At 64.1% G+C, this 20,195-nt stretch carries 20 protein-coding genes; 1 reads left to right on the forward strand and 19 read right to left on the reverse strand.

What is annotated here, in order from left to right:
• Positions 1–14: 14 nt before the first annotated feature.
• The 8 genes from hisG to BBBF_RS04930 form a co-directional block, all read right to left on the reverse strand.
• Entirely contained in the window at positions 15–866 is an 852-nt protein-coding gene (gene hisG / locus BBBF_RS04895; protein ID WP_003813190.1) for an ATP phosphoribosyltransferase, read from the reverse strand.
• 34 nt (positions 867–900) lie between these two features.
• Positions 901–1,164: a phosphoribosyl-ATP diphosphatase gene (locus tag BBBF_RS04900; protein WP_003813192.1), complete on the reverse strand. Its 264-nt coding sequence runs from the start codon at positions 1,162–1,164 to the stop codon at positions 901–903.
• A 111-nt stretch (positions 1,165–1,275) separates the two neighbouring features.
• The gene (gene rpe / locus BBBF_RS04905) at positions 1,276–1,941 is read right to left on the reverse strand and encodes a ribulose-phosphate 3-epimerase (protein WP_003813194.1); all 666 of its coding nucleotides are present in this window, start codon (positions 1,939–1,941) and stop codon (positions 1,276–1,278) included.
• A gap of 127 nt (positions 1,942–2,068) precedes the next feature.
• Positions 2,069–3,061 carry a prolipoprotein diacylglyceryl transferase gene (gene lgt / locus BBBF_RS04910; protein WP_021648052.1) on the reverse strand — a complete coding sequence of 331 codons (993 nt, stop codon included), beginning with the start codon at positions 3,059–3,061 and terminating at the stop codon, positions 2,069–2,071.
• A gap of 97 nt (positions 3,062–3,158) precedes the next feature.
• A complete protein-coding gene (gene trpA, locus BBBF_RS04915) occupies positions 3,159–4,031 on the reverse strand; it encodes a tryptophan synthase subunit alpha (RefSeq protein WP_003813197.1) in 873 nt (290 codons plus the stop codon).
• 32 nt (positions 4,032–4,063) lie between these two features.
• On the reverse strand, positions 4,064–6,151 hold the full coding sequence (locus BBBF_RS04920) for a bifunctional indole-3-glycerol phosphate synthase/tryptophan synthase subunit beta (RefSeq protein WP_021648054.1): 2,088 nt from the start codon (positions 6,149–6,151) through the stop codon (positions 4,064–4,066).
• A 198-nt stretch (positions 6,152–6,349) separates the two neighbouring features.
• Entirely contained in the window at positions 6,350–8,485 is a 2,136-nt protein-coding gene (der, locus tag BBBF_RS04925; RefSeq protein ID WP_021648055.1) for a bifunctional cytidylate kinase/GTPase Der, read from the reverse strand.
• Positions 8,482–9,258 (reverse strand): pseudouridine synthase, encoded by a 777-nt coding sequence (locus BBBF_RS04930; RefSeq protein ID WP_003813203.1) that lies wholly within the window; start codon positions 9,256–9,258, stop codon positions 8,482–8,484. Before BBBF_RS04930 ends, der begins: the two co-directional genes overlap by 4 nt.
• A gap of 166 nt (positions 9,259–9,424) precedes the next feature.
• Between BBBF_RS04930 and BBBF_RS04935 the strand changes: the two genes are divergently transcribed.
• Entirely contained in the window at positions 9,425–10,330 is a 906-nt protein-coding gene (locus BBBF_RS04935; protein WP_003813207.1) for an aquaporin, read from the forward strand.
• On the opposite strand, the gene BBBF_RS04940 is transcribed toward BBBF_RS04935, so the two are convergent.
• The 11 genes from BBBF_RS04940 to BBBF_RS04990 form a co-directional block, all read right to left on the reverse strand.
• Positions 10,310–10,603 (reverse strand): hypothetical protein, encoded by a 294-nt coding sequence (locus BBBF_RS04940; protein WP_003813210.1) that lies wholly within the window; start codon positions 10,601–10,603, stop codon positions 10,310–10,312. The two genes, BBBF_RS04935 and BBBF_RS04940, sit on opposite strands and share 21 nt — an antisense overlap.
• A 92-nt stretch (positions 10,604–10,695) precedes the next feature.
• Positions 10,696–12,327 carry a bifunctional phosphoribosylaminoimidazolecarboxamide formyltransferase/IMP cyclohydrolase gene (purH, locus tag BBBF_RS04945; RefSeq protein WP_033509701.1) on the reverse strand — a complete coding sequence of 544 codons (1,632 nt, stop codon included), beginning with the start codon at positions 12,325–12,327 and terminating at the stop codon, positions 10,696–10,698.
• Positions 12,275–13,636, reverse strand: a complete 1,362-nt coding sequence (locus tag BBBF_RS04950) for a cell division protein PerM (protein ID WP_021648058.1) — start codon at positions 13,634–13,636, stop codon at positions 12,275–12,277. Before BBBF_RS04950 ends, purH begins: the two co-directional genes overlap by 53 nt.
• A complete protein-coding gene (sucD, locus tag BBBF_RS04955; protein WP_003813214.1) occupies positions 13,633–14,559 on the reverse strand; it encodes a succinate--CoA ligase subunit alpha in 927 nt (308 codons plus the stop codon). The genes BBBF_RS04950 and sucD overlap by 4 nt, the downstream gene beginning before the upstream one ends.
• Entirely contained in the window at positions 14,556–15,761 is a 1,206-nt protein-coding gene (gene sucC / locus BBBF_RS04960; RefSeq protein ID WP_021648059.1) for an ADP-forming succinate--CoA ligase subunit beta, read from the reverse strand. The genes sucD and sucC overlap by 4 nt, the downstream gene beginning before the upstream one ends.
• Before the next feature lie 84 nt (positions 15,762–15,845).
• Positions 15,846–16,427, reverse strand: coding sequence for an adenine phosphoribosyltransferase (locus BBBF_RS04965; RefSeq protein ID WP_033509703.1), 582 nt, complete (start codon positions 16,425–16,427; stop codon positions 15,846–15,848).
• 17 nt (positions 16,428–16,444) lie between these two features.
• Positions 16,445–16,870 carry a preprotein translocase subunit YajC gene (gene yajC / locus BBBF_RS04970; protein ID WP_003817459.1) on the reverse strand — a complete coding sequence of 142 codons (426 nt, stop codon included), beginning with the start codon at positions 16,868–16,870 and terminating at the stop codon, positions 16,445–16,447.
• 60 nt (positions 16,871–16,930) lie between these two features.
• Positions 16,931–18,016 (reverse strand): Holliday junction branch migration DNA helicase RuvB, encoded by a 1,086-nt coding sequence (gene ruvB / locus BBBF_RS04975; RefSeq protein WP_003820196.1) that lies wholly within the window; start codon positions 18,014–18,016, stop codon positions 16,931–16,933.
• Between the two features lie 6 nt (positions 18,017–18,022).
• Positions 18,023–18,640, reverse strand: a complete 618-nt coding sequence (ruvA, locus tag BBBF_RS04980; RefSeq protein WP_003813225.1) for a Holliday junction branch migration protein RuvA — start codon at positions 18,638–18,640, stop codon at positions 18,023–18,025.
• Between the two features lie 175 nt (positions 18,641–18,815).
• Positions 18,816–19,397 (reverse strand): crossover junction endodeoxyribonuclease RuvC, encoded by a 582-nt coding sequence (gene ruvC, locus BBBF_RS04985; RefSeq protein WP_003813230.1) that lies wholly within the window; start codon positions 19,395–19,397, stop codon positions 18,816–18,818.
• A gap of 6 nt (positions 19,398–19,403) precedes the next feature.
• Complete coding sequence (locus BBBF_RS04990; RefSeq protein ID WP_003813232.1) at positions 19,404–20,162, reverse strand: YebC/PmpR family DNA-binding transcriptional regulator; 759 nt, start codon at positions 20,160–20,162, stop codon at positions 19,404–19,406.
• Positions 20,163–20,195 lie beyond the last annotated feature (33 nt).

Here is a 20,195-nt window from a genome sequence, read left to right on the forward strand (position 1 = left end):
TCGAACACCATTCGTCACATGCGGGAGGCCTGCAGCGCGGTCACGATGATGGCCCGGGCACCCACCTCGTACAGCTTGTCCATCAGCTGGTTGACCTTCGCCTTGGGCACCATCACGCGCACCGCATTCCACTGCTTGTCGTGCAGCGGGGATACGGTCGGGCTCTCGAATCCGGGGGTCACCGCGACGGCGGCCGCCACCTTGCCGACGGGGATGTCATAGTCCATCAGCACGTAGCGCTGCGCGGTCAGCACGCCCTGCAGGCGGCGGCTGAGGATGGTGAGCCGCTCGTCCTCGGGGTCGAGACGCGGGGAGCGGATGAGCACCGCTTCGGAGTGCATGATGGGGTCGGCGAAGATGCGCAGGCCGGCGTTGCGCAGCGTAGTGCCGGTGGACACCACGTCGGCGATGAGGTCGGCCACGCCCAGCTGCACCGAGGACTCCACGGCGCCGTCGAGGTGGATGGTCTCGGCCTCGATGCCGTGCGCCACCAGATAGTCGTGCACGAGCTTGTCGAAGGACGTGCCCACACGCTTGCCCTGGATGTCCTGCAGCGTATGGAAGTCGGAATCGTTCGGCGCGGCGAAGCGGAACGTGGACGCACCGAAGCCGAGCTCCATGTGCTCGCTGGCCTCGGTGCCGGAGTTCAGCAACAGGTCATGGCCCGTGATACCGACGTCGATGGTGCCGCGGCCGACATACACGGCGATGTCGAGCGGCCGCAGATAGAACAGCTCGATGTCGTTGTCCGGGTCCTCCACCACGAGCTGACGCGGATTGGAGCGCAGACGATACCCCGCCTCGGACAGCATGTTCCAAGCGGGCTCCGACAACATGCCCTTGTTGGGCACTGCGATTCTGAGCATGGTGTTTCTCCCTCCAGACCGGCCGGTCTGTTTGTCACAGGTGCTTATAAACGTCCTCCAGGGTGATGCCCTTGGCGATCATCATGACCTGGAGATGGTACAGCAGCTGGCTCATCTCTTCGGCCGTGCGGTCCGCGCCCTCGTATTCGGCCGCAATCCAGGTCTCCCCCGCCTCTTCGATGATCTTCTTGCCGATGAAGTGCGTGCCCTTGGCGAGCTCGTCCACGGTCAGGGAGCCTTCGGGCTTGGTGACGGCCTTCTCGGACAGTTCGGCGAATAGCGATTCAAACGTCTTCATGATATGTGTCCCTTGAGATTGTGCATGGTTGAGGCACTCGACGGCGTCGCCGCGATCGCGGTCCGGCATTGGTGTCGGAGCCGTCGCCTGCCATGTTCTGCGTTTCCGCCGTCAGTCGCGGTATGCGGCAGCGGCCTTGTCCCTGATCTGGTCGATGGCCTGGGCCGGGCTCTCAGCGCCGTACACGGCGGAGCCGGCGACCAGCACGTCGGCGCCGGCCTCGGCGACGATGTGGGCGGTCTTCGGGCTGACTCCGCCGTCGACCTGAATATGGGTGGACAGGCCCCGACGCGTGATCTCGTCACGCAGGCGACGAACCTTCGCCATCTGGTTGTCCAGGAACTTCTGTCCGCCGAAACCGGGTTCGACGGTCATGATCAGCACCATGTCGAACTCGTCGAGGATGTCGAAAATCGGTTCGACCGGCTCGGCGGGACGCACGGCGAAGCATGCCTTGCAGCCCATGTCACGCAGCTGGCGGGCCAGACGCACCGGCGCGTGGGTGGCGCCCATATGGAACGAGATGGAGGCGGCACCGAGCTTCGCGTATTCAGGGGCCCAACGGTCGGGGTCCTCGATCATCAGGTGCACGTCGACCGGCAGGTCGGTGACCTCGCAGATGCGCTTGACGATGGGCTCGCCAAGGGTGAGGTTCGGCACGAAGTGGTGGTCCATCACGTCGACATGCACGAGGTCGGCGTTGGCGATGGCCTTGAGGTCGCGTTCGAGGTTGCAGAAATCAGCGGAAAGGATGCTGGGTGCGATTTGTATGCTCATGGCTCTCATTCTATGGTGGAAGAACGACGAGACGGCTTGCGCCTACACGACGTTCTTGTTTGTGTGTTATGGTATTGCGGTTTTCTATGATCTTGTGCGATATCCTGATTCGGACGGATGCGGGCGCTCAGTCCTGATGGATCTCGCTCTCGGCGGTTTCGGCGGGAGTCTCGGGCTTCGCGGTCTTGGCCATCTTGCCGGATTTCGCGGCGGCCCGCTCTTCCAGCTGGCGCTGACGTTCCATCTCGTCGGCCGTGACCGCGCGCAGTCTGGATGTCAGGTCGCGTGTCTCACTGCCGAAGCGCCACAACACGACGAACAGGATGCACCCGGCAAGGAACACGATGATCGCGGTCCACACGTTGACTCGCAGGCCGAGGATGATCGTCGAATAGTTGATGCGGATGCTTTCGATCCAGGTGCGTCCAAGCCCGTACCACATCATGTACATGGCGAACTGCTGTCCGGATTTGAGCACGTCGACGAGTTTGTGGCCGAGCCACACGATAATCGCGGCGCCGATCAGGTTCCAGATCATCTCGTACAGGAACGTGGGGTGGAACAGCGTGCCGGTCGGGCATGCCTGTCCGTTGTAGCAGATCTCACTTTTGCCGATGGCGTCCGCATCGTTGAGCTTGAGGCCCCATGGCAGCGTGGTCGGCATGCCGTACAGTTCCTGGTTGAACCAGTTGCCCAGTCGTCCGATGGCCTGCGCTACCATCAGCGCCGGCGCGATGCAATCGGCCAGCAGGGCGAACGGATAACGCCGGTGGCGGCACCACAGGAACGCGGCCAAGACCCCCACCCCGATGCCGCCGAAGATGGCCATGCCGCCTTCCCACACCTTGAGGATGTTGATGAGGTTGCCGGTTGGCGGGAAGTAGATGTCGGGCGTCGTGATGCAGTGGTACAGACGGGCCCCGACCAGGCCGCAGGGCACTGCGACCAGCGTGGTGTCCAGCACCTGGTCGAAGGTGCCCCCGTTCTTCTTCCATCTGACGGTGAGGATCCACACGGCGAAGATGATTCCCGTCAGGATGCAGATCGCATACATGTGGATCGTCACCGGTCCGATGGAGAACTTGGAGAACCCCGGTGAGGGGATATACGCAAGATTCATGCAGTGCCTCGTTTGTCTAGACCGCTGTTACCGCCATCTACCCTACCCCATGGCCGGCGGATGCACGGTAAAGGCAGCCCGCCGGCGCGGGGGTGTGTCAGCGTGACTCGTTGTGGATGCCCTCGGACAGCGCCTCGACCTTGGCGGCCAGGTCGCGCAGTCCTTCCTTCGGCGTTTTCGCGGTGACGTTGTCGTCGTCAAGCAGGGTGTGCACCAGAGCAGAACCGACGATGACGCCGTCGGCGTAGGCGCCGACCTTCGCGCCCTGCTCCGGGGTGGATACGCCGATACCCACGCACACGTTTCTCGCCCCGGCGTTGCGGGCACGCTCGACAAGCGTTTCGGGCGATGCGCTGATGGTGTCGCGCTCGCCGGTAACGCCCATACGGGATGCCGCGTAGACGAAGCCGCGTGCGTTGCGGGCGACCAGTTCGAGACGTTCGGAGGCCGAATCCGGGGAGACCAGGAAGATGCGGTCGAGTCCGTGACGATCCGAAGCCTCGATCCACTCGCCAGCCTCATCGGGGATGAGGTCGGGGGTAATCAGGCCGGCACCGCCGGCGTTCTCGAAATCGCAGGCGAACCGTTCGACGCCGTAATGGTAGATCAGGTTCCAATAGCTCATGATGAGTGGCACGCCGCCGGCGTTGGCCACCGTCTCGACCGCCTTGAACACGCCGTTGATGCTTTCCCCGTTGTTCAGGGCGATCTGGCTGGCCGCCTGGATGACGGGGCCGTCCATCACCGGGTCGGAGTACGGCAGGCCGATCTCGACCGCGTCGACGCCGTGCTCGACCATGATCCTGAGCGCGTCGAGTGAGATGTCGGGGTTCGGGAAGCCATACGGCAGGTATCCGATGAAGGCCGGCTTGTTTTCGGCCTTGAGCCGGTCGAACATGGCTTCCGTCGCGCTGGGCTTGTGACTGATGCCGAGCGGCTGTCCGGACGGTGTGGTTGCTGTATTCGTCATAATCAAAAAATCCTTCTGCTTCACGGACCGGTTCAGGCGACGGTGTCGCCCTGCGCGCCGGTGACATCGAGCGCCGCGGCCTGCTCGTCGGTCAGGTATCCGAACCATTTGCCCGCGGTGGCCATGTCCTTGTCGCCGCGGCCGGAGATGTTGACGATCATCACGGCCTTGTCGTATCCCTTGGCCTTCAGATCAGCGGCGGCCTTGAAGGCGCCAGCGACGGCATGCGAGCTCTCGATGGCGGGGATGATGCCCTCGGTCTGGCTCAGGTCGCGGAAGGCGTTCATAGCCTCCTCGTCGGTGGCCCAGGAGTAGTTCACGCGCCCGATCTCCTTGAGCCAAGCGTGCTCGGGGCCGACGGAAGCGTAATCGAGACCGGCCGAAATCGAATACGTGTCGAGAGTCTGTCCTTCATCGGTCTCCAACAGGTAGCTCTTGGCATCCTGGAACATGCCGAGCTGTCCGGTGCCCGGTGCGAAACGGATCGCATGATGGCCCGAGGCCGGCCCGTTGCCGCCCGCCTCATAGCCGTACAGGTTCACGCGCTCGTCGTCGAGGAACGCGTTCATCACGCCGATGGCGTTGGATCCGCCACCGACGCACGCGCACACCGCGTCCGGGTGGTCGATGCCGTACCAGTCCTGAAGTTGCTGCTTGGCCTCCTCGCCGATGATCTTCTGGAAGTCGCGAACCATGGCCGGGAACGGGTGCGGTCCGGCGACCGTGCCGAGCAGGTAGTGCGTATCGGCGACGTTGGTCACCCAATCGCGCAGCGCCTCGTTGATTGCATCCTTGAGAATCTTGTCGCCCAGTGTCACTTCGACGACCTCGGCGCCCAGCATACGCATGCGGGCCACGTTGAGGGCCTGACGTCGGGCGTCGATCTGCCCCATGTACACGCGGCACTTGAGCCCTAGCATCGCGCACACGGTGGCGGTGGCCACGCCGTGCTGTCCGGCACCGGTCTCGGCGATCACGCGGGTCTTGCCCATGCGCTTGACGAGCAACGCCTGGCCGAGCGCGTTGTTGATCTTGTGCGCGCCGGTGTGGTTGAGGTCCTCGCGCTTCAAGAAGATGCGGGCGTCGAGTCCGGTCCTGTCCTTGACCAGCGCGGCGAATCGCGGGGCTTCCGTCAGCGGGCTCGGACGGCCGACGTACCGATGCTGCAACGTCATGAATTCCTTACGGAACTCGGGGTCGGCCTTGGCCTGATCATAGACGCGCTCCAGCTCGTCCAGAGCGGTGATCAGTGCCTCCGGCACGTATCGCCCGCCGAACTGTCCCCAATATGGTCCCTGATGCTCGCTCAACGGGGTCGATTCGGATGCTTTCACTCTCTGACCTGCCTTTACTAGTCGTTGTACGGCGGCCACATGGTCGTCGGCGGTAGCCACGCCTTCGCCCACCAGCACGGCATCCGCGCCGGCGCGACCGTAATCCTCGACCTCGACCGAACCGAACACGCCCGACTCTGCGACGCGGATCACGTCATCGGGCAGTCCTTCGGCGAGTTCGGCGTATTTGTTCACGTCAACCTTCAGGTTCTTGAGATTGCGCGCGTTGATGCCGATGATCCGGGCGCCGGCCGCGACCGCGCGGCGGATCTCCTCGGTGGTGTGCGTTTCGACGAGCACAGCCATGCCGAGCTCGTGGGCGAGTTCAAGCAGGTGCGCGAGCTTGTCGTCATCCAGCGCGGCGACGATGAGCAGCACTAGGTCGGCGCCGTGGGCACGCGCCTCGTAGATCTGGTAGTCGGTGACGATGAAGTCCTTGCGCAGCAGCGGAATGTGAACCGCCGAGCGGACCTTGTCGAAATCGTCCAGCGAGCCGAGGAACCGCCGGCCTTCGGTGAGCACGGAAATCGCGCTCGCACCGCCGCGCTCGTATTCGCGGGCCAGGGCCGCCGGGTCGGGGATATCGCTCAAATGCCCCTTGGATGGGGAGGCGCGCTTGATTTCGGCGATCACGGGGATGCCGTCCGGACGCTTGAGCCATCGCGTCGCGTCGATAGGCGCCGGCGCGGCCAGAGCGGCCCGCCTCACATCCTCAAGAGACACGACACATTCGCGGGAACGCTGGTCTTCCAACGCCCCGGCAACCAATTCGTCCAAAACCGACATAATGCTCCCTTATAGATCGTTCGGTCAGTCGCCACTGTAATTCATGGCAGACGACAACCGCGCGTTCCGTCCTACATTCTGGGCGTGGCCGCGGGCCGGAGCGGGCCGGGATCGCGGCCCGGCAACGAAGGCGGCCGCCGCGGAGGAATCCGCGACGGCCGCGCATGCACGCTCATCCGTGCAGGGAGAGACCCCGCGTCACTTGCGGCGCTTCTTCTCCCTGATGTTGACGGAGATCTGGATCGGGGTGCCTTCGAAGCCGAACTCCTCGCGCAGGGAGCGCTCAAGGAACCGGCGGTAGCCGTGCTCCAGGAATCCGGTGGCGAAGATCACGAAGCGCGGCGGACGCGTGGACGCCTGCGTGGCGAACAGGATACGTGGCTGCTTGCCTCCGCGCAGCGGATGCGGGTGCGCGGCCTGGATCTGGCCGAGGAAGGCGTTGAGACGCCCGGTGGGAATGCGCTTGTCCCAGGATTCCAGCGCGTTGCGCATCGCGTCGGCGAGGCGGTTCGTGTGCCATCCGGTCTTCGCGGACAGGTTGACGCGCTGCGCCCACGTCACGCGGTTGAACTCGGTCTTCCACAGGCGCTCCAGCCGCTGCCGGCCGAAATCGTCCATCAGGTCCCACTTGTTGAACACCAGCACCACCGCGCGACCGGCGTCGACCGCCTGGCTCATCACCTTCAGATCCTGGTCGGAGATGGGCTGGGACGAGTCGAACAAGACCAGCGCGAGCTCGGAGCGCTCGATTGCGGCCTGCGTGCGCAGGGACGAGTAGTAGTCGGCGCCGGACACCTTGTGCAGTCGACGCTTGATGCCGGCGGTGTCGATGAACAGCCAGTCCTCGCCGTCGATGTCGATGGTCTCGTCGACCGGGTCGCGGGTCGTGCCGGCGAGGTCGTTGACCACGGCACGCTGTTCGCCGGCGAGCTGGTTGAGCAGCGACGACTTGCCCACGTTCGGGCGGCCGACGAGCGCGACACGCCGCAGATGCGTCGGCGTGAGGAAGCCCGAGGTCTTGTCCGCCTTGCGCAGCGAATCCAGCGCGGCGTCAAGCAGGTCGCCGACTCCCCTGCCGTGCATGGCCGAGATCCCGTAAGGCTCGCCCATGCCAAGCTTCCAGAACTCGGCGGTCAGGTATTCGCTGGCCCCGTCGTCGACCTTGTTCACCGCGAGCGTGACCGGCTTGCCGCTGGCCCGCAGCATCTTGACGATGCGCTCGTCGGTGTCCGTCAGCCCCACGTGGCCGTCCACGACGAGGATGACCGCGTCAGACAGCTGCACGGCGATCTGCGCCTGCGAGGCGATGGCGGATTCGATGCCTTCGACGTCGGCCTCCCAGCCGCCGGTGTCGACGAGCTTGAATTCGGTGCCGGACCATTCCGCATCGTAGCTGACACGGTCCCGGGTCACTCCGGGCGTGTCTTCGACGACCGCGGCGCGACGGCCGAGGATGCGGTTGACGAGCGTCGACTTGCCCACGTTCGGGCGGCCGACCACGGCGAGCACTCCGACGGCCTTGGGAGCCGGCGACTCGTCTTCGATCCCGTACCGGGAACCGGCGATGATCTGCTCGTCGCCCTCATCCAGTTCGTAATCGCTCAGATTGGCGGCATACTGCTCGTACTCCTGCACTTCGACCGCGTCCGCGACCAGCGTGATCAGCACATCCATCGTCTGCTGGAAATCCATATCGGAGTTGTCGACGGTGGTCACGCCGTCCGCCGCGGTCAGGAAGCTGGTGACCTTGGAATCGGCGCGGTCGCGGGCGGCCACGTCCTCGCCCCCCACGCCGGCGCCGGCGACGGCCTGCCCCGTGCGGCGCGCCTGACGCACCTCTTCCCGGGCGGTCAGCAGCACACGCACCTCGGCATCGGGAGCCACGACCGTGGTGATGTCACGGCCCTCCGCGACGATGCCGCGGCCCAGCGAGAAGGAGTCGGCCGCGGACTCGCGCGCAATGTAGGCGCGCTGCGCGGCGATGAGCACGTGGCGCACCGGGATGACGTTCGACACCTTCGACACGTGCGAGGAGACCTCGGAGGAGCGGATGGCCTCACTGATGTCCTCGCCGTCGGCGGTGATGCTCGGATGGTCCGGGTCGACGCCGATGTCGAAGTGGTCGCCGGTGAAGAATTCGGCGACTGCTTCGGTGATCTGCTGCTCATCCACCTGATCGCCGTCGAGGTCGATGCCCTGATGCAGGCACCACCAGGCGCATGCGCGGTACATGGCGCCGGTATCGAGGTAGGCGAAGCCGAAATGGCGGGCCAGCGCCTTCGAAGTGGAGGACTTTCCGACGCCCGCAGGGCCGTCGATGGCGACTCGTATCACAGCCCGACCTCCTTCTGCAGGGAACGGACCTCGACCTGGGACAGCACACGATAGGTGCCGGACTTGAGGTCACCGAGCTTGATCGGCCCGATCTGGGTGCGCACCAGACGGCGAACCGGGTATCCGATGGCGCCGAAGATGCGGCGGACGATACGGTTCTTGCCGGAGTGGAGCACCACCTTGACGATGGTCTGGTCGCGGTTGGCGTCGATGATGGCGCAATGGTCCAGCTTGACCAGGCCGTCATCCAGCTGGACGCCCTGGGTCACCAGGCGCCGGCAGACGTTGCCGCCGATCTTGCCATCAATCGTGGCGATGTAGGTCTTCTCCACCTCGTACTTCGGGTGCATGACGTGCTGGCTCAGCTCGCCGTCGTTGGTCATGAGGATCAGGCCCTCGGAATCGTAGTCGAGGCGGCCCATGTGGAACACGCGCTCGTACTTGTCCCCGATGATGTCGGCCAGCGTGTAGCGGCCTTTCGGGTCGTCCATGGCGCTGAGCACCTTCTTGGGCTTGTTGAGCGCCAACGTGACATGGTTCGGGTTGAGGTGGACGCGCGAGCCGTCCACACGGATGTGCTGCTTCTTCGGATCGACGCGGGTGCCGAGTTCGGTCACCAGCTCCCCGTCGACCTCGACACGCCCATCGGTGATCATCTGCTCGCACTTGCGGCGTGATCCGAAGCCCGCTTGCGCGAGGATCTTCTGCAGGCGGATTCCTTCGTTGTTGTTGTCGTCATGCGCTTTGAGTGCGCGCGAATATGCGTTTGGCATCGTTCTCCCAACGTGGCCGGACATTGACAATGAATCTGCGCTCCCGGACAAACTCACAGGGAAAACACAGCCAATACATTGTATCGTATCGTCCCCCCGTTGGTAAACTTGCAACGTTCGGCGGGTCGCAAAGCCCGCAACATCAGAAAAAGGACACTACAACATCATGACTGAAGAACAGAACACCGAGCCAAGCGCTTATCCGATCGGGGCGCGCGTGTGCGCGGAGCTTGCAGGCAGCTTCCTCGTCTGCTTCGCCATCTATATGATCTGCACGTTCGGCACTTCGATCTACGGGCTTGACCTGGCGTACATCGTCGTGGGCACCGCGTTGGCGTACGCGGTCGTCACCGCGATGCTCGGGCGTGTCTCCGGAGGCCAGTTCAATCCCGCCATCACCGTGGCGGCGATACTCACCGGCAAGACCAAGGTAGTCGCCGGCATCCTGTACGTCATCGTGCAGGTGGTCGGAGCGATCGCGGCGGCCGGCGCGGTCAGGTGGATCCTGCCGACCTCGCAGACCGTCACCATGAAGACGTGGCTGACGCCCGCCGTCAACGGTTATGGCACCGGTTCCGTATCGAGCGCCACCACCAGCAGCGCATCGGTGAGCTTCGGCATCTCCATGGCCATCGTCGTCGAGGTGATCGCCGCGATCATCATCATCGCGGTCGCGATGCGTCACACCGATGCGAACGGCAAGCCGAATGCGACGTACGCTCCGGTGATCGGCGCCGCATACGGCCTCGGCGTGGCCATGACCTATACGGTCACCGGTGCCGCGCTGAACCCGGCCCGCGCCACCGGCATCGCGCTGTTCGGGCAGAATCAGGGTCTTTCAACGCAGCCGCTGCAGCAGTTGTGGATCTTCTGGCTGGCGCCGGTCCTGGCCGCGGCGATCGTGGCGCTGGTCATGATCATCGCTGATATGGCATCGAAACGCAAGCCGAAGACGCCTGCGGATGCGCCCATCGACGAGGCGACGGACGCTGAGGCGGATGCACATGACATCGCCGTGGACGCGGCGGTCAATGCGGCGCCCCAGGTTCCGTCAACGAATCCAGAACAGTGACGGTGCGAAATACAACAGAAGCAGTCCCAGCCCCAAACCGATGCCGATAATGGCGTCGAACAGGACTGACCGGACTTTCCAAGGGCTCTTCTCGCGCATGATGATGCGCAGCAGGGCCGTGACGATGGCCGTGACGGCGATGATCACCGTCGCGGCCATCGTATATCCGAGGAAGGCGACGACCAGGGCGACGATGACGACGCCGAGCACGCACCACTCGAATGCCGGCTTGCCCTCGTGGACTTCGGACACGTATGGATGATGCTGATTCATGGAGCTTCCTCGGGGATTGGTTATCGTGATGGATCGGCCGCGAACCCTTGACGGTCGGCGGCCGATCCGTGAATCGGTGACCGGGCGGCGGATCAGTGGAAGAAGTGACGGGTGCCGGTCAGGTACATCGTCACACCGGCCTTCTTGGCCGCCTCGATGACCTCCTCGTCACGGATGGATCCGCCGGGCTGCACGATGGCCTTTACACCGGCGTTCATCAGCGTCTCGGCGCCATCTGCGAACGGGAAGAACGCGTCGGACGCGGCGACCGAACCGGTGGCGCGATCGGCGCCGTCGGCCAGCGTGTTGGCACGATCGACGGCCAGATGGCAGGAGTCCACGCGGTTGACCTGGCCCATACCGATGCCGACCGTGGCCTGGTCGTGCGCGAGCAGGATGGCGTTGGACTTGACGCAGCGGATGGCGCGCCAGGCGAACACGAGGTCCTTGAGCGTGGCCTCATCGGCGGGTTCGCCGGCCACGAGCTTCCATGCGTCCGGATCGTCGCCGGTGGCATTGATGAGGTCCATGTCCTGCACGAGCAGGCCGCCGTCGATCTGGCGGAACTGCGTGTGGCCCTTCGGCGGCTCGGACACCTTGAGGATGCGCAGGTTCTTCTTCTTGGTCTTGAGCAGTTCAAGCGCCGCGTCCTCGTAGGCGGGGGCGACGATGACCTCGGTGAAGATCGGGCGAACGCTTTCGGCCATCTCCAACGTGACGGTGGTGTTGCAGGCGATGACGCCGCCGTAGGCGCTCACCGGATCGCAGGCGTGGGCCTTCTTGTGAGCCTCGGCCGCGGTGGCTCCGATGGCGAGGCCGCACGGGTTGTTGTGCTTGACCACGGCCACGGCGATGGCGGGTGCCATATCCCACACGGCGCGCCATGCGGCGTCGGCGTCCACGTAGTTGTTGTAGCTCATCGGCTTGCCGCCGAGCTGTTCGGCGTGCGCGAAGCCGTCGCGGTCGAGCGGGTCGAGGTAGAGGGCGGCCTGCTGGTGGGAGTTCTCGCCGTAGCGCAGCGTGTGCGCGCGGTCCCAGGTGCGGGTGAACGCGGCCGGGAACTTCGCCTCGTTGACCGGGTTCTCGCCTTCGGCCGGGTCGGCGGATTCGACGGTGGCGGGCTTGGGCCAGTGCTTGGCGGTCCACTCGTTGATGGTAGCGTCATAGGCGGCGGTGTGGGCGAACGCCTTGCCGGCCAGCCAGCGGCGCTCCTCCAGACTGAAGCCTTCACCATTGGCCACACGGGCCGCGACGAGCGCATAGTCGGCCGGGTCGGTGACGATGGCGACGGTGGCGCTGTTCTTCGCCGCGCCACGCACCATGGACGGGCCGCCGATGTCGATCTTCTCGATGACCGCGGCCTCGTCGGCGCCGGAACGAACCGTATCGGCGAACGGGTACAAGTTGACGACGACCAGGTCGAAGGGCTTGATGCCGAACTTCTCAAGCTGGGCAGCGTGATCGGGGTTGGTCATGTCGGCGAGGATGCCGGCGTGGATGTGCGGGTCGAGCGTCTTGACACGGCCGTCGAGGCACTCCGGGAATCCGGTGACCTCGCTCACCTCAGTGACGGCGACGCCGAGTTCGGCGAGGCGCTTGGCGGTCGAGCCGGTGGACACCACTTCGGTGCCGGCCTTGATGAAGGCCTCAGCCAGTACTTCGATGCCTTCCTTATGGAAGACGGACACCAGAGCCCGTCGTATCGGTCGATTCGTGTTGGTCATCGTGCTCCTTCTTGGTTGTTGATTGTATGGACTTGCGGGAAACGATGGTACGCGGGTGCGTTGTTGCGGCTCGTTGTGCCCCCGTTCTTCGTGCAATCCAGCGTATCCCGAAAACAATGGCGACGCCAATCAGCGCCAGCACCCAGGCCATGCACAGTCCCATGGCGCTCGGACGTCCGACGGCCTGCGCGGACTGCATCACGTCGACGCCGACGTATTTGAGCCTGGCCTTTCCCAGCGACCCGTTCGACACCCCGAACATGACCGACGACAGCAGAGATATGACCACGCTCGACAGGCAGAACCCGCCCGCCGGGTAGGCGAGTTCGAGAATCAGGTCCTTGCGGTCGAGGGGATCGGACGCGCTGCCGACGATGATGCGGAAACCGGATTTCATCGCCATGGATGCCAGCCCGGCGACGAATCCGACGACCAGCGGAATCAGCACGACGGCGAACCGTATGCCTTCATCGCCGACTGCCTGCGGAAGCAGGCCGAAAACAGGAAGAGGCGGAAGCGAACGCCCCTGCCCGATCCAAAGGGTGAATGTCGCAAGCTCTCCGATGTGGAATCCGGCACCGAACAGCCACGAGACCGCCCATATGCACAGGTTGGGCAGCCATGCAAGCGATGCGATCGTCGTCAGTATGCGCGAGCCGGTCCCCATGCCGATGTCGGCGAACAGCGAGTCCATGGCCGAACGGTTCAGCACGCCCCACACGATGACGGTGATCAGTCCCATGACCAGGTACACGCCCATCATGATGACACCCACCATCAGGCCGGTCCTGATCGTGCGGCGCACGCCGTCGGACACATGATGACGGATAAGTTCACGCAGCTGCCCAGAGAACGGGCCCTTCGACAGCGCGGCGCCGGCGAATCCAAGCGAGAACACCACGGCCGATTTGACGCATACCAGAGCCGGCCAGTTAAGCAATCCGACGGGAAGTGACTGCGTGCCCATGACGTTGATGAAAATCCAGACCACCACGCCGCTGACGTATGCGCGGATATCCGTGCATATCTTCCGGCTGAACGACCAGACCAGACCTATCAGCAGCACGGTGAGCAGCAACGGCATGATGGACAGGGAAAGCGAGTCGGTCTCGAATCCGATGCCCTGGCTGAGCAGGACCACGATGCGGGTCATGTCCAACGTCGAGGACGACAGGTTTTCCCCACCTTCCTCCATCGAGATGACCAGCAGCATGAGCGCAAGAAAGCAGCCCAGGGCGATGGCGTACAACGCCATCGAGCCGATGGCGATGATCGGCCTCCTGAGCCAGGCCTGGATACGCTTCCTCATACCAGCGAGCGTTCGGCGAGCACCTTGCGCATGAGGTCCGCGGTCTGACCGGGAGTGCGTCCGACGGGAATACCGGCGGCTTCCAGCGCGATTTTCTTGTCCTGCGCGGTTCCCTTGCCTCCGGAGACGATGGCGCCGGCATGGCCCATCTGCTTGCCTTCCGGCGCGGTGAATCCGGCGATGTATGCGACGACGGGCTTGGTCATGTGCTCTGCGGCCCATGCCGCGGCGTCCTGCTCCGCGCTGCCTCCGATTTCGCCGATCATGACCACTGCCTTCGTGTCGGCATCCTGCTCGAATTCCTGCAAGGCCTCCAGCAGCGTGGTGCCGACGAGGGGGTCGCCGCCGACGCCCAGGCAGGCGGTGAAGCCGATGTCGCTCAGCTCGCCCATCAGCTGGTAGGTCAGTGTGCCGGACTTGGAGACCAGTCCGATGGGGCCACGGCCCACGATGCCATCGGGGATGATGCCGAGGTTGACGCCATGCTCGTTCTCCTGCGACGGCAGGGTGAGCAGGCCGGGGCAGTTCGGTCCGATGATGCGCACGCCACGCTGAAGGGCGAGTTCGACGAAGTAGGCGCTGTCCGCAACGGGAATGCCTTCGGTGATGACCACGATGAGCCCGATTCCGGCTTCGACGGCCTCGACCACGGCGCCTTTGGCGAACCGTGGCGGCACGAAGACCACACTGGCCTGGGCGCCCGTCGCCTCCTTGGCTTCGGCGCACGTGGCGTACACCGGAACGGAGACGTCCCTGCCCTCACGCGCGGCCTCGAACGTCACTTGGCTGCCCGCCTTGCGCGGGTTGACGCCGCCGACGATGTTCGTACCGGCACGGAGCATGCGGGCGGTGTGTGTCATGCCCTGATGCCCGGTCATGCCTTGGACGATGACGGGAGCACCCTCCTGGATGAATGCGGTCATTGCTTGGCCTCCTTCGATGCCTTGGCGTTCGCCGCCAGACGGGCGGCCTCGGCTGCGGCCTGCTCCATGGTGCCTTCCACATGCAGGTTGGGGTTGTTCGCCGCGGCGAGGATTTGCAGGCCCTCGGCTGCGGCATTGCCATCGAAGCGGACCACGAGCGGCTTCGATGTGTGCAGCTCCTCGAACGCCTGCAGGATGCCCTTGGCGACCTGCTCGCATGAGGTGATGCCGCCGTAGACGTTGATGAACACGGATTCCACCTGCGGGTCGGACAGCACGATGGACAGGCTGTCACTCATCACCGCGGCGGACGCGCCACCTCCGATGTCGAGGAAGTTCGCAGGCGTGACATTCGTGCCCTGCTCCTTGCCGGCGTCCCAGACGGCGTCGAGCGAGCTCATGACCAATCCGGCGCCGTTGCCGATCACGCCGACCTGACCGTCGAGGTGCACGTAGTGCAGCCCGTGTTCGGCTGCCGCCGCCTCGAACGGATCGGCCTGCATCGGATCGTCGAAGCGGGCCCACCCGTCGTGCCGGAACGCCGCATTGCCGTCCAACGATATCTTGGCGTCGAGGGCGCACAGTGATTTGGACGCCTCATCGTCGGGATCGCCGATCTTGGCGAGCGGGTTGATCTCCACCAGCGTCGCGTCGTTGTCCTTGAAGCACTGCCACATGCGCAGCAGGATGTTGGCGGCCTGATCCAGGTCGGCGTGGTAGAAGCCGATCTGGCCAGCCATGCGCTTGGCGGCCTCCATGTCGAAATCGCCGAGGGCGTTGATGTGCAGACGCTTGACCGATTCCGGATGTTCCTTGGCGATCTCCTCGACTTCGGTGCCGCCGTTCGCGGTGGCGAGGACATCGAAGTCCCGCGATGTGCGGTCCACGGATATCGACACGTAGTACTCGTGCAGGATGTTCTTCGCCTCGGCGACGAGCACACCGTTGACCTTATGGCCGTGGATGGTCATCGGGAGGATGGATTCGGACAGCAGTATCGCTTCGTCCCGGTTGTGGGCGATCTTGATGCCGCCCGCCTGGCCACGATGGCCGATCTTGACCTGGGCCTTGATCACGCACGGGTATCCGATGGCATCGGCCGCTTCGGCGACCTCGTGGGAGTTCTGGGCGAAAACGGCCCGCGGCGTGGGAATATGCTGTTCCTCCAGCAATTCTCGTGCCTGGTATTCATAAAGATCCATGTTCGACGCCTCACGTTCCTATGATGTGTTCTTCGAATGATGATTGGTGCCGTGCGGCGCGTCCCGACGCACGGCACCGCCGGGTCACGCCGGCATCGACACCAGTGTGCTGCTGGGTTTGTCGCCCAGTTTGTCCAGTCCGTCGAGTCCTCGCAGCCCCATGACGAAACTGAATCCGACGACCGTGCCCCCGGCCGCCTCGACCAGATCCATGGCTGCCTTCGCCGTGCCGCCGGTCGCGATGAGATCGTCGACGATCAGCACCCGATCGCCCGGACGGATGGCCGACGTCTCGATCTCCACTTTTTCGGTGCCGTATTCGAGATCGTATTCCTCGGCGATGGTCTCCGGCGGCAGCTTGCCCGCCTTGCGGATCGCGATGAACCCCTTGCCGAGCATGGCCGCGAGGGCGGGGCCGAACAGGAACCCTCTGGCCTCCCGCCCTGCCACCGCGTCGAACGAGTCTTCGGTGACGGGAAGGCTGGCCTGGAGCGCCTTCATGAGAATGCGCAGCCCCTTGCCATCCGCCAGCACCGGCATGAAATCACGGAATTTGATGCCCTCTTTGGGGAATCCCGGTATGGTGCGAATCTTCGAGACGAGGTATGCCGCGTCACCGGCACCGACATCGGCCAGTCTCTCAATGGTGATGTCAGACTGCGTCATGGTCTCGCGCTCCCCCGTCACTTCTCGGCGTCTGCGGTCTGCGCGGAATCGTCGGACTGCGTTGCGTTCTCGGCGGATTCCAGCGCCTTGTCCACCGGTACCTGGGCCTGGTCGTCGGCTTCGTCGGTCTGCTCGGCGTCCTCCACTTCGTCGTCATGGATGAAGGCGGGACGCGTGTACTCCTTGTTGATGGCGCGGAAGGTGAAGCGCAGTAGGGAGCCCTCGGAGTCGATGACGATCTCCTCGTATTCCTCGTCCACGGACACTACCTTGCCGATGATGCCGCCAATGGTGATTACCTCGGTTCCGGGCTCAAGGGAGGAGCGGAAGTCCTTCATCTTTTGCTGCTGCTGCTTGGCCTTGCGGGACTGCCACCACATCATGATGCCGATCAGCACGATGGAAACGATCATGATGAGATAGGATGATGAACCTTGCGGCATGATTTCTCCTTGCAGTAGGGAACGAATGCTCTATGGACGTCGGTCAACAAACAACCAATGTTAGAAGAGCTTGCTGACATCCTCTCCGTTTGTTTCACCTTGTGGCTCCAGACCCAGATGAGACCAGGCCTTGGCCGTGGCGACCCGGCCTTTGGGAGTGCGGATCAGAAATCCTTCACGGACCAGATACGGCTCGCATACGGTTTCGACGGTCTCCGATTCCTCGCCGACCATCGCGGCCAGGTTGTTCAGGCCGACGGGTCCTCCGTTGAAGTTGCGCACGATCGCGTTGAGCACGGCGATGTCCAGCCGGTCGAGGCCCTCGGAGTCTATCTGATAGAGCGCAAGCGCGGCGCGCACGTCATCGACGTCCACGACTTGCAGGTCATGCACGATCGCCCAGTCACGCACACGGCGCAGCAGCCTGTTCGCGATTCGTGGCGTGCCTCGAGAACGCAGGGCGAGTTCCGCGGCAGCCCCCTCCCCCAATGACACTCCCAGAACGCCGGAGGATCGCTCGATCAGCTTTTCGAGCTCATCGTGGGGGTAGAAGTCGAGATGGGCCGTGAAGCCGAAACGCGCACGCAGCGGAGAAGGCAGCATGCCCTCCCGGGTGGTTGCGCCCACCACGGTGAATCTGGGCAGCGTCAACGGGATGGACGAGGCGCCGGGCCCCTTGCCCACCATGACGTCGACGCGGAAATCCTCCATGGCGATGTACAGCAGTTCCTCCGCGGCGCGCGGAAGACGGTGGATCTCGTCGATGAACAGCACTTCCCCTGCGTCCAGCGAGCTGAGTATCGAAGCCAAGTCGCCCGCGTGCTGGATTGCCGGACCGGACGTGATGCGAATCGGCACCTCCAGCTCGTTGGCTACGATCATCGCCAACGTGGTCTTGCCCAATCCGGGAGGGCCGGCGAGCAGGATGTGGTCGGGGGCGGTGTCACGTTTGCGGGCGGCGTCCAGGAACAGCTGCAGCTGGGCCTTGAGCCGCGGCTGCCCGACGAATCCGTCAAGGGCATGAGGCCGCAGTTCCTCGTCGCTGATCGGCTCGTCGTTGATTGCGGTGGCGGAGACCATGCGTAGGGAGTCCTCCGAGACGCCGGTGTTGGTCCGTCCATCCTGCATGTCGATGTTGGATGTCATGGAATATCACCTTCCTCTGTCCAGCGACGACAATGCCAGTTTGAGCACCCGCGGCACGTCCTCCGCACTGATGGGGGTGGCTATGGACGCGGCATCGCATGCCTGACGTACGGCCTCCTCCGCGGTCTGGGGGCGCCATCCCAGAGAGACGAGTCCTTCGATCACCTGCTTGGCTCCGGGGTCGCGACTTTCCGACGGCCCATCGGCTTCGGGCCGTATCTGGTCGAGGTCGATGCGGCCTGCCAGTTCAAGGATGATCTTCTGTGCGCCTTTTTTGCCCAGGCCCGGAGCCTTGGACAATGCCGCCGTGTCGCCGTCCGCGACGGCCTTGGCCAGACGGTCCGGAGGCAGCGTCGACAACAGGGAAAGCGCGACCTTCGGCCCGATGCCACTGACCTTCTGCAATTGCAGGAACATGCGTTTGGACGCGGGTGACAGGAACCCGAACAGGGTGACGGCATCCTGCGATATGGTCAGCGAAGTGAAGACATGCGTTTCCTGACCGGCATGCAACGCCGCAAGATCGGCCGCCGCCATGCGGACCTCGTACCCGACGCCATGAACCTCGATCACGGCGCTGGATGCCTCCACCGACTCGACGCGCCCGGTTAACGTACTGATCATCACGTCGTCCTTTCCTCGCCGAACCGCACGCGGAATGGGCCGCCACGAGCTCGTTCGCCTCGCATCACATAACGACAGCACATACCGAACGCGCCCGCCCCGAACTGGCACGTCGTGCGGGATATGGTGTCGAGACGGCCCATCCACATAATGCAGAACATCTGTTCGACACACATTACATGCCGCTGCGGACGCCGGCGCGTCGAGCGGCCTTCTGCGCCGCCTGCGCCCACTGCCGTTGAGCCGCGGTCAGATGCTGTTCCCGTTCGCCTCCCTGCAAGGCGCCTTGCGGGCGCAGGGCATGGCATATCGCCAGCGACAGCGCGTCGGCGGCATCGGCGGGCTGCGGCAACGTGTTCAGCCCCAGCACCTTGGCCACCATGCGTTCGATCTGTATCTTCTCGGCCTTGCCGTTGCCCGTGATCGCGAGCTTCGCCTCGGTCGGCGTGTGCAGCGCCACGGGAATCCCCCGTTGCGCTGCGGCGAGCATGGCCATTCCTGCGGCCTGGGCGGTGCCCAGCACGGTGTTGCGGTTCGACTGGGCGAACACGCGCTCGATCGACACCGCATCGGGAATGAACCGGTCCATTTTGGAGCACAGCCCGTTGTAGATCGTCAGCAGTCGGAGGTCCTGCGACGTATGGGGATCCGAACGCACCACATCGACGTGGATAAACGAAAGCCGGCGGTTAGCGCCGGCTTCGATCACGCCGACCCCGCAGCGTGTCAGCCCGGGATCGACGCCAAGGATGATCACAGGGGATTACTCCTCGTCCGCGAGCTGGGCCATCACCTCGTCGGATGCGGTCCAGTTGGCGTAGATGTTCTGCACATCGTCCAGGTCATCGAGGTTGTCGATGAGCTTGGAGACCTTCTGGGCGTCCTCAAGGCTGAGCGACACCTCGTTCTTCGGGCGCATGACCATATCGGCGGAGTCGTAGTCGAAACCAGAGTCCTGCAGAGCCTTGCGGATTGTATGCAGATCGGAGGGATCGGTGATCACGGTGAACACGTCGCCGTCGTCGATCACGTCTTCCGCACCGGCGTCGCCGGCCTTCTCGAACAGGTCGTCGAAGTCGACGCCCTCGCTCGGAACCTCGATCTGGCCCTTACGCTCGAAGTTGAAGCTGACGGAACCGCTGGTGGCCAGCGAGCCGTTGCCCTTGGTCAGGGTGGAACGGACTTCGGCGGCGGCGCGGTTGCGGTTGTCGGTCAGGCACTCGATGATCAGGCCGACGCCGGCAGGCGCGTAGCCCTCGTACACGATGTCCTCGTAGTTGGCGCCACCGGCTTCTTCACCAGAGCCGCGCTTGACGGCGCGCTTGATGTTGTCGGCCGGCATGGACGCTTTCTTGGCCTTGTAGATGGCGTCGTACAGCGACGGGTTGCCATCCGGGTCGCCGCCGCCCATACGGGCCGCGATCTCGATGTTCTTGATGAGCTTGGCGAAGAGCTTGCCGCGCTTGGCGTCAATGGCGGCCTTCTTGTGCTTGGTAGTCGCCCACTTGGAATGCCCTGACATAATGCTCCTACAGGTATACGGATACTGACAAAC

It is taken from the genome of Bifidobacterium bifidum ATCC 29521 = JCM 1255 = DSM 20456 (assembly GCF_001025135.1).
Lineage (GTDB): Bacteria > Actinomycetota > Actinomycetes > Actinomycetales > Bifidobacteriaceae > Bifidobacterium > Bifidobacterium bifidum.

Bases quoted from the DNA above. Each gene is read 5' to 3' on its own strand.
- hisG (WP_003813190.1), bottom strand. From the start codon at position 866: ATGCTCAGAATCGCAGTGCCCAACAAGGGCATGTTGTCGGAGCCCGCT.
- BBBF_RS04900 (WP_003813192.1), bottom strand. From the start codon at position 1,164: ATGAAGACGTTTGAATCGCTATTCGCCGAACTGTCCGAGAAGGCCGTC.
- rpe (WP_003813194.1), bottom strand. From the start codon at position 1,941: ATGAGCATACAAATCGCACCCAGCATCCTTTCCGCTGATTTCTGCAAC.
- lgt (WP_021648052.1), bottom strand. From the start codon at position 3,061: ATGAATCTTGCGTATATCCCCTCACCGGGGTTCTCCAAGTTCTCCATC.
- trpA (WP_003813197.1), bottom strand. From the start codon at position 4,031: ATGACGAATACAGCAACCACACCGTCCGGACAGCCGCTCGGCATCAGT.
- BBBF_RS04920 (WP_021648054.1), bottom strand. From the start codon at position 6,151: ATGTCGGTTTTGGACGAATTGGTTGCCGGGGCGTTGGAAGACCAGCGT.
- BBBF_RS04930 (WP_003813203.1), bottom strand. From the start codon at position 9,258: ATGCCAAACGCATATTCGCGCGCACTCAAAGCGCATGACGACAACAAC.
- BBBF_RS04935 (WP_003813207.1), top strand. From the start codon at position 9,425: ATGACTGAAGAACAGAACACCGAGCCAAGCGCTTATCCGATCGGGGCG.
- BBBF_RS04940 (WP_003813210.1), bottom strand. From the start codon at position 10,603: ATGAATCAGCATCATCCATACGTGTCCGAAGTCCACGAGGGCAAGCCG.
- purH (WP_033509701.1), bottom strand. From the start codon at position 12,327: ATGACCAACACGAATCGACCGATACGACGGGCTCTGGTGTCCGTCTTC.
- BBBF_RS04950 (WP_021648058.1), bottom strand. From the start codon at position 13,636: ATGAGGAAGCGTATCCAGGCCTGGCTCAGGAGGCCGATCATCGCCATC.
- sucD (WP_003813214.1), bottom strand. From the start codon at position 14,559: ATGACCGCATTCATCCAGGAGGGTGCTCCCGTCATCGTCCAAGGCATG.
- sucC (WP_021648059.1), bottom strand. From the start codon at position 15,761: ATGGATCTTTATGAATACCAGGCACGAGAATTGCTGGAGGAACAGCAT.
- BBBF_RS04965 (WP_033509703.1), bottom strand. From the start codon at position 16,427: ATGACGCAGTCTGACATCACCATTGAGAGACTGGCCGATGTCGGTGCC.
- yajC (WP_003817459.1), bottom strand. From the start codon at position 16,870: ATGCCGCAAGGTTCATCATCCTATCTCATCATGATCGTTTCCATCGTG.
- ruvB (WP_003820196.1), bottom strand. From the start codon at position 18,016: ATGACATCCAACATCGACATGCAGGATGGACGGACCAACACCGGCGTC.
- ruvA (WP_003813225.1), bottom strand. From the start codon at position 18,640: ATGATCAGTACGTTAACCGGGCGCGTCGAGTCGGTGGAGGCATCCAGC.
- BBBF_RS04990 (WP_003813232.1), bottom strand. From the start codon at position 20,162: ATGTCAGGGCATTCCAAGTGGGCGACTACCAAGCACAAGAAGGCCGCC.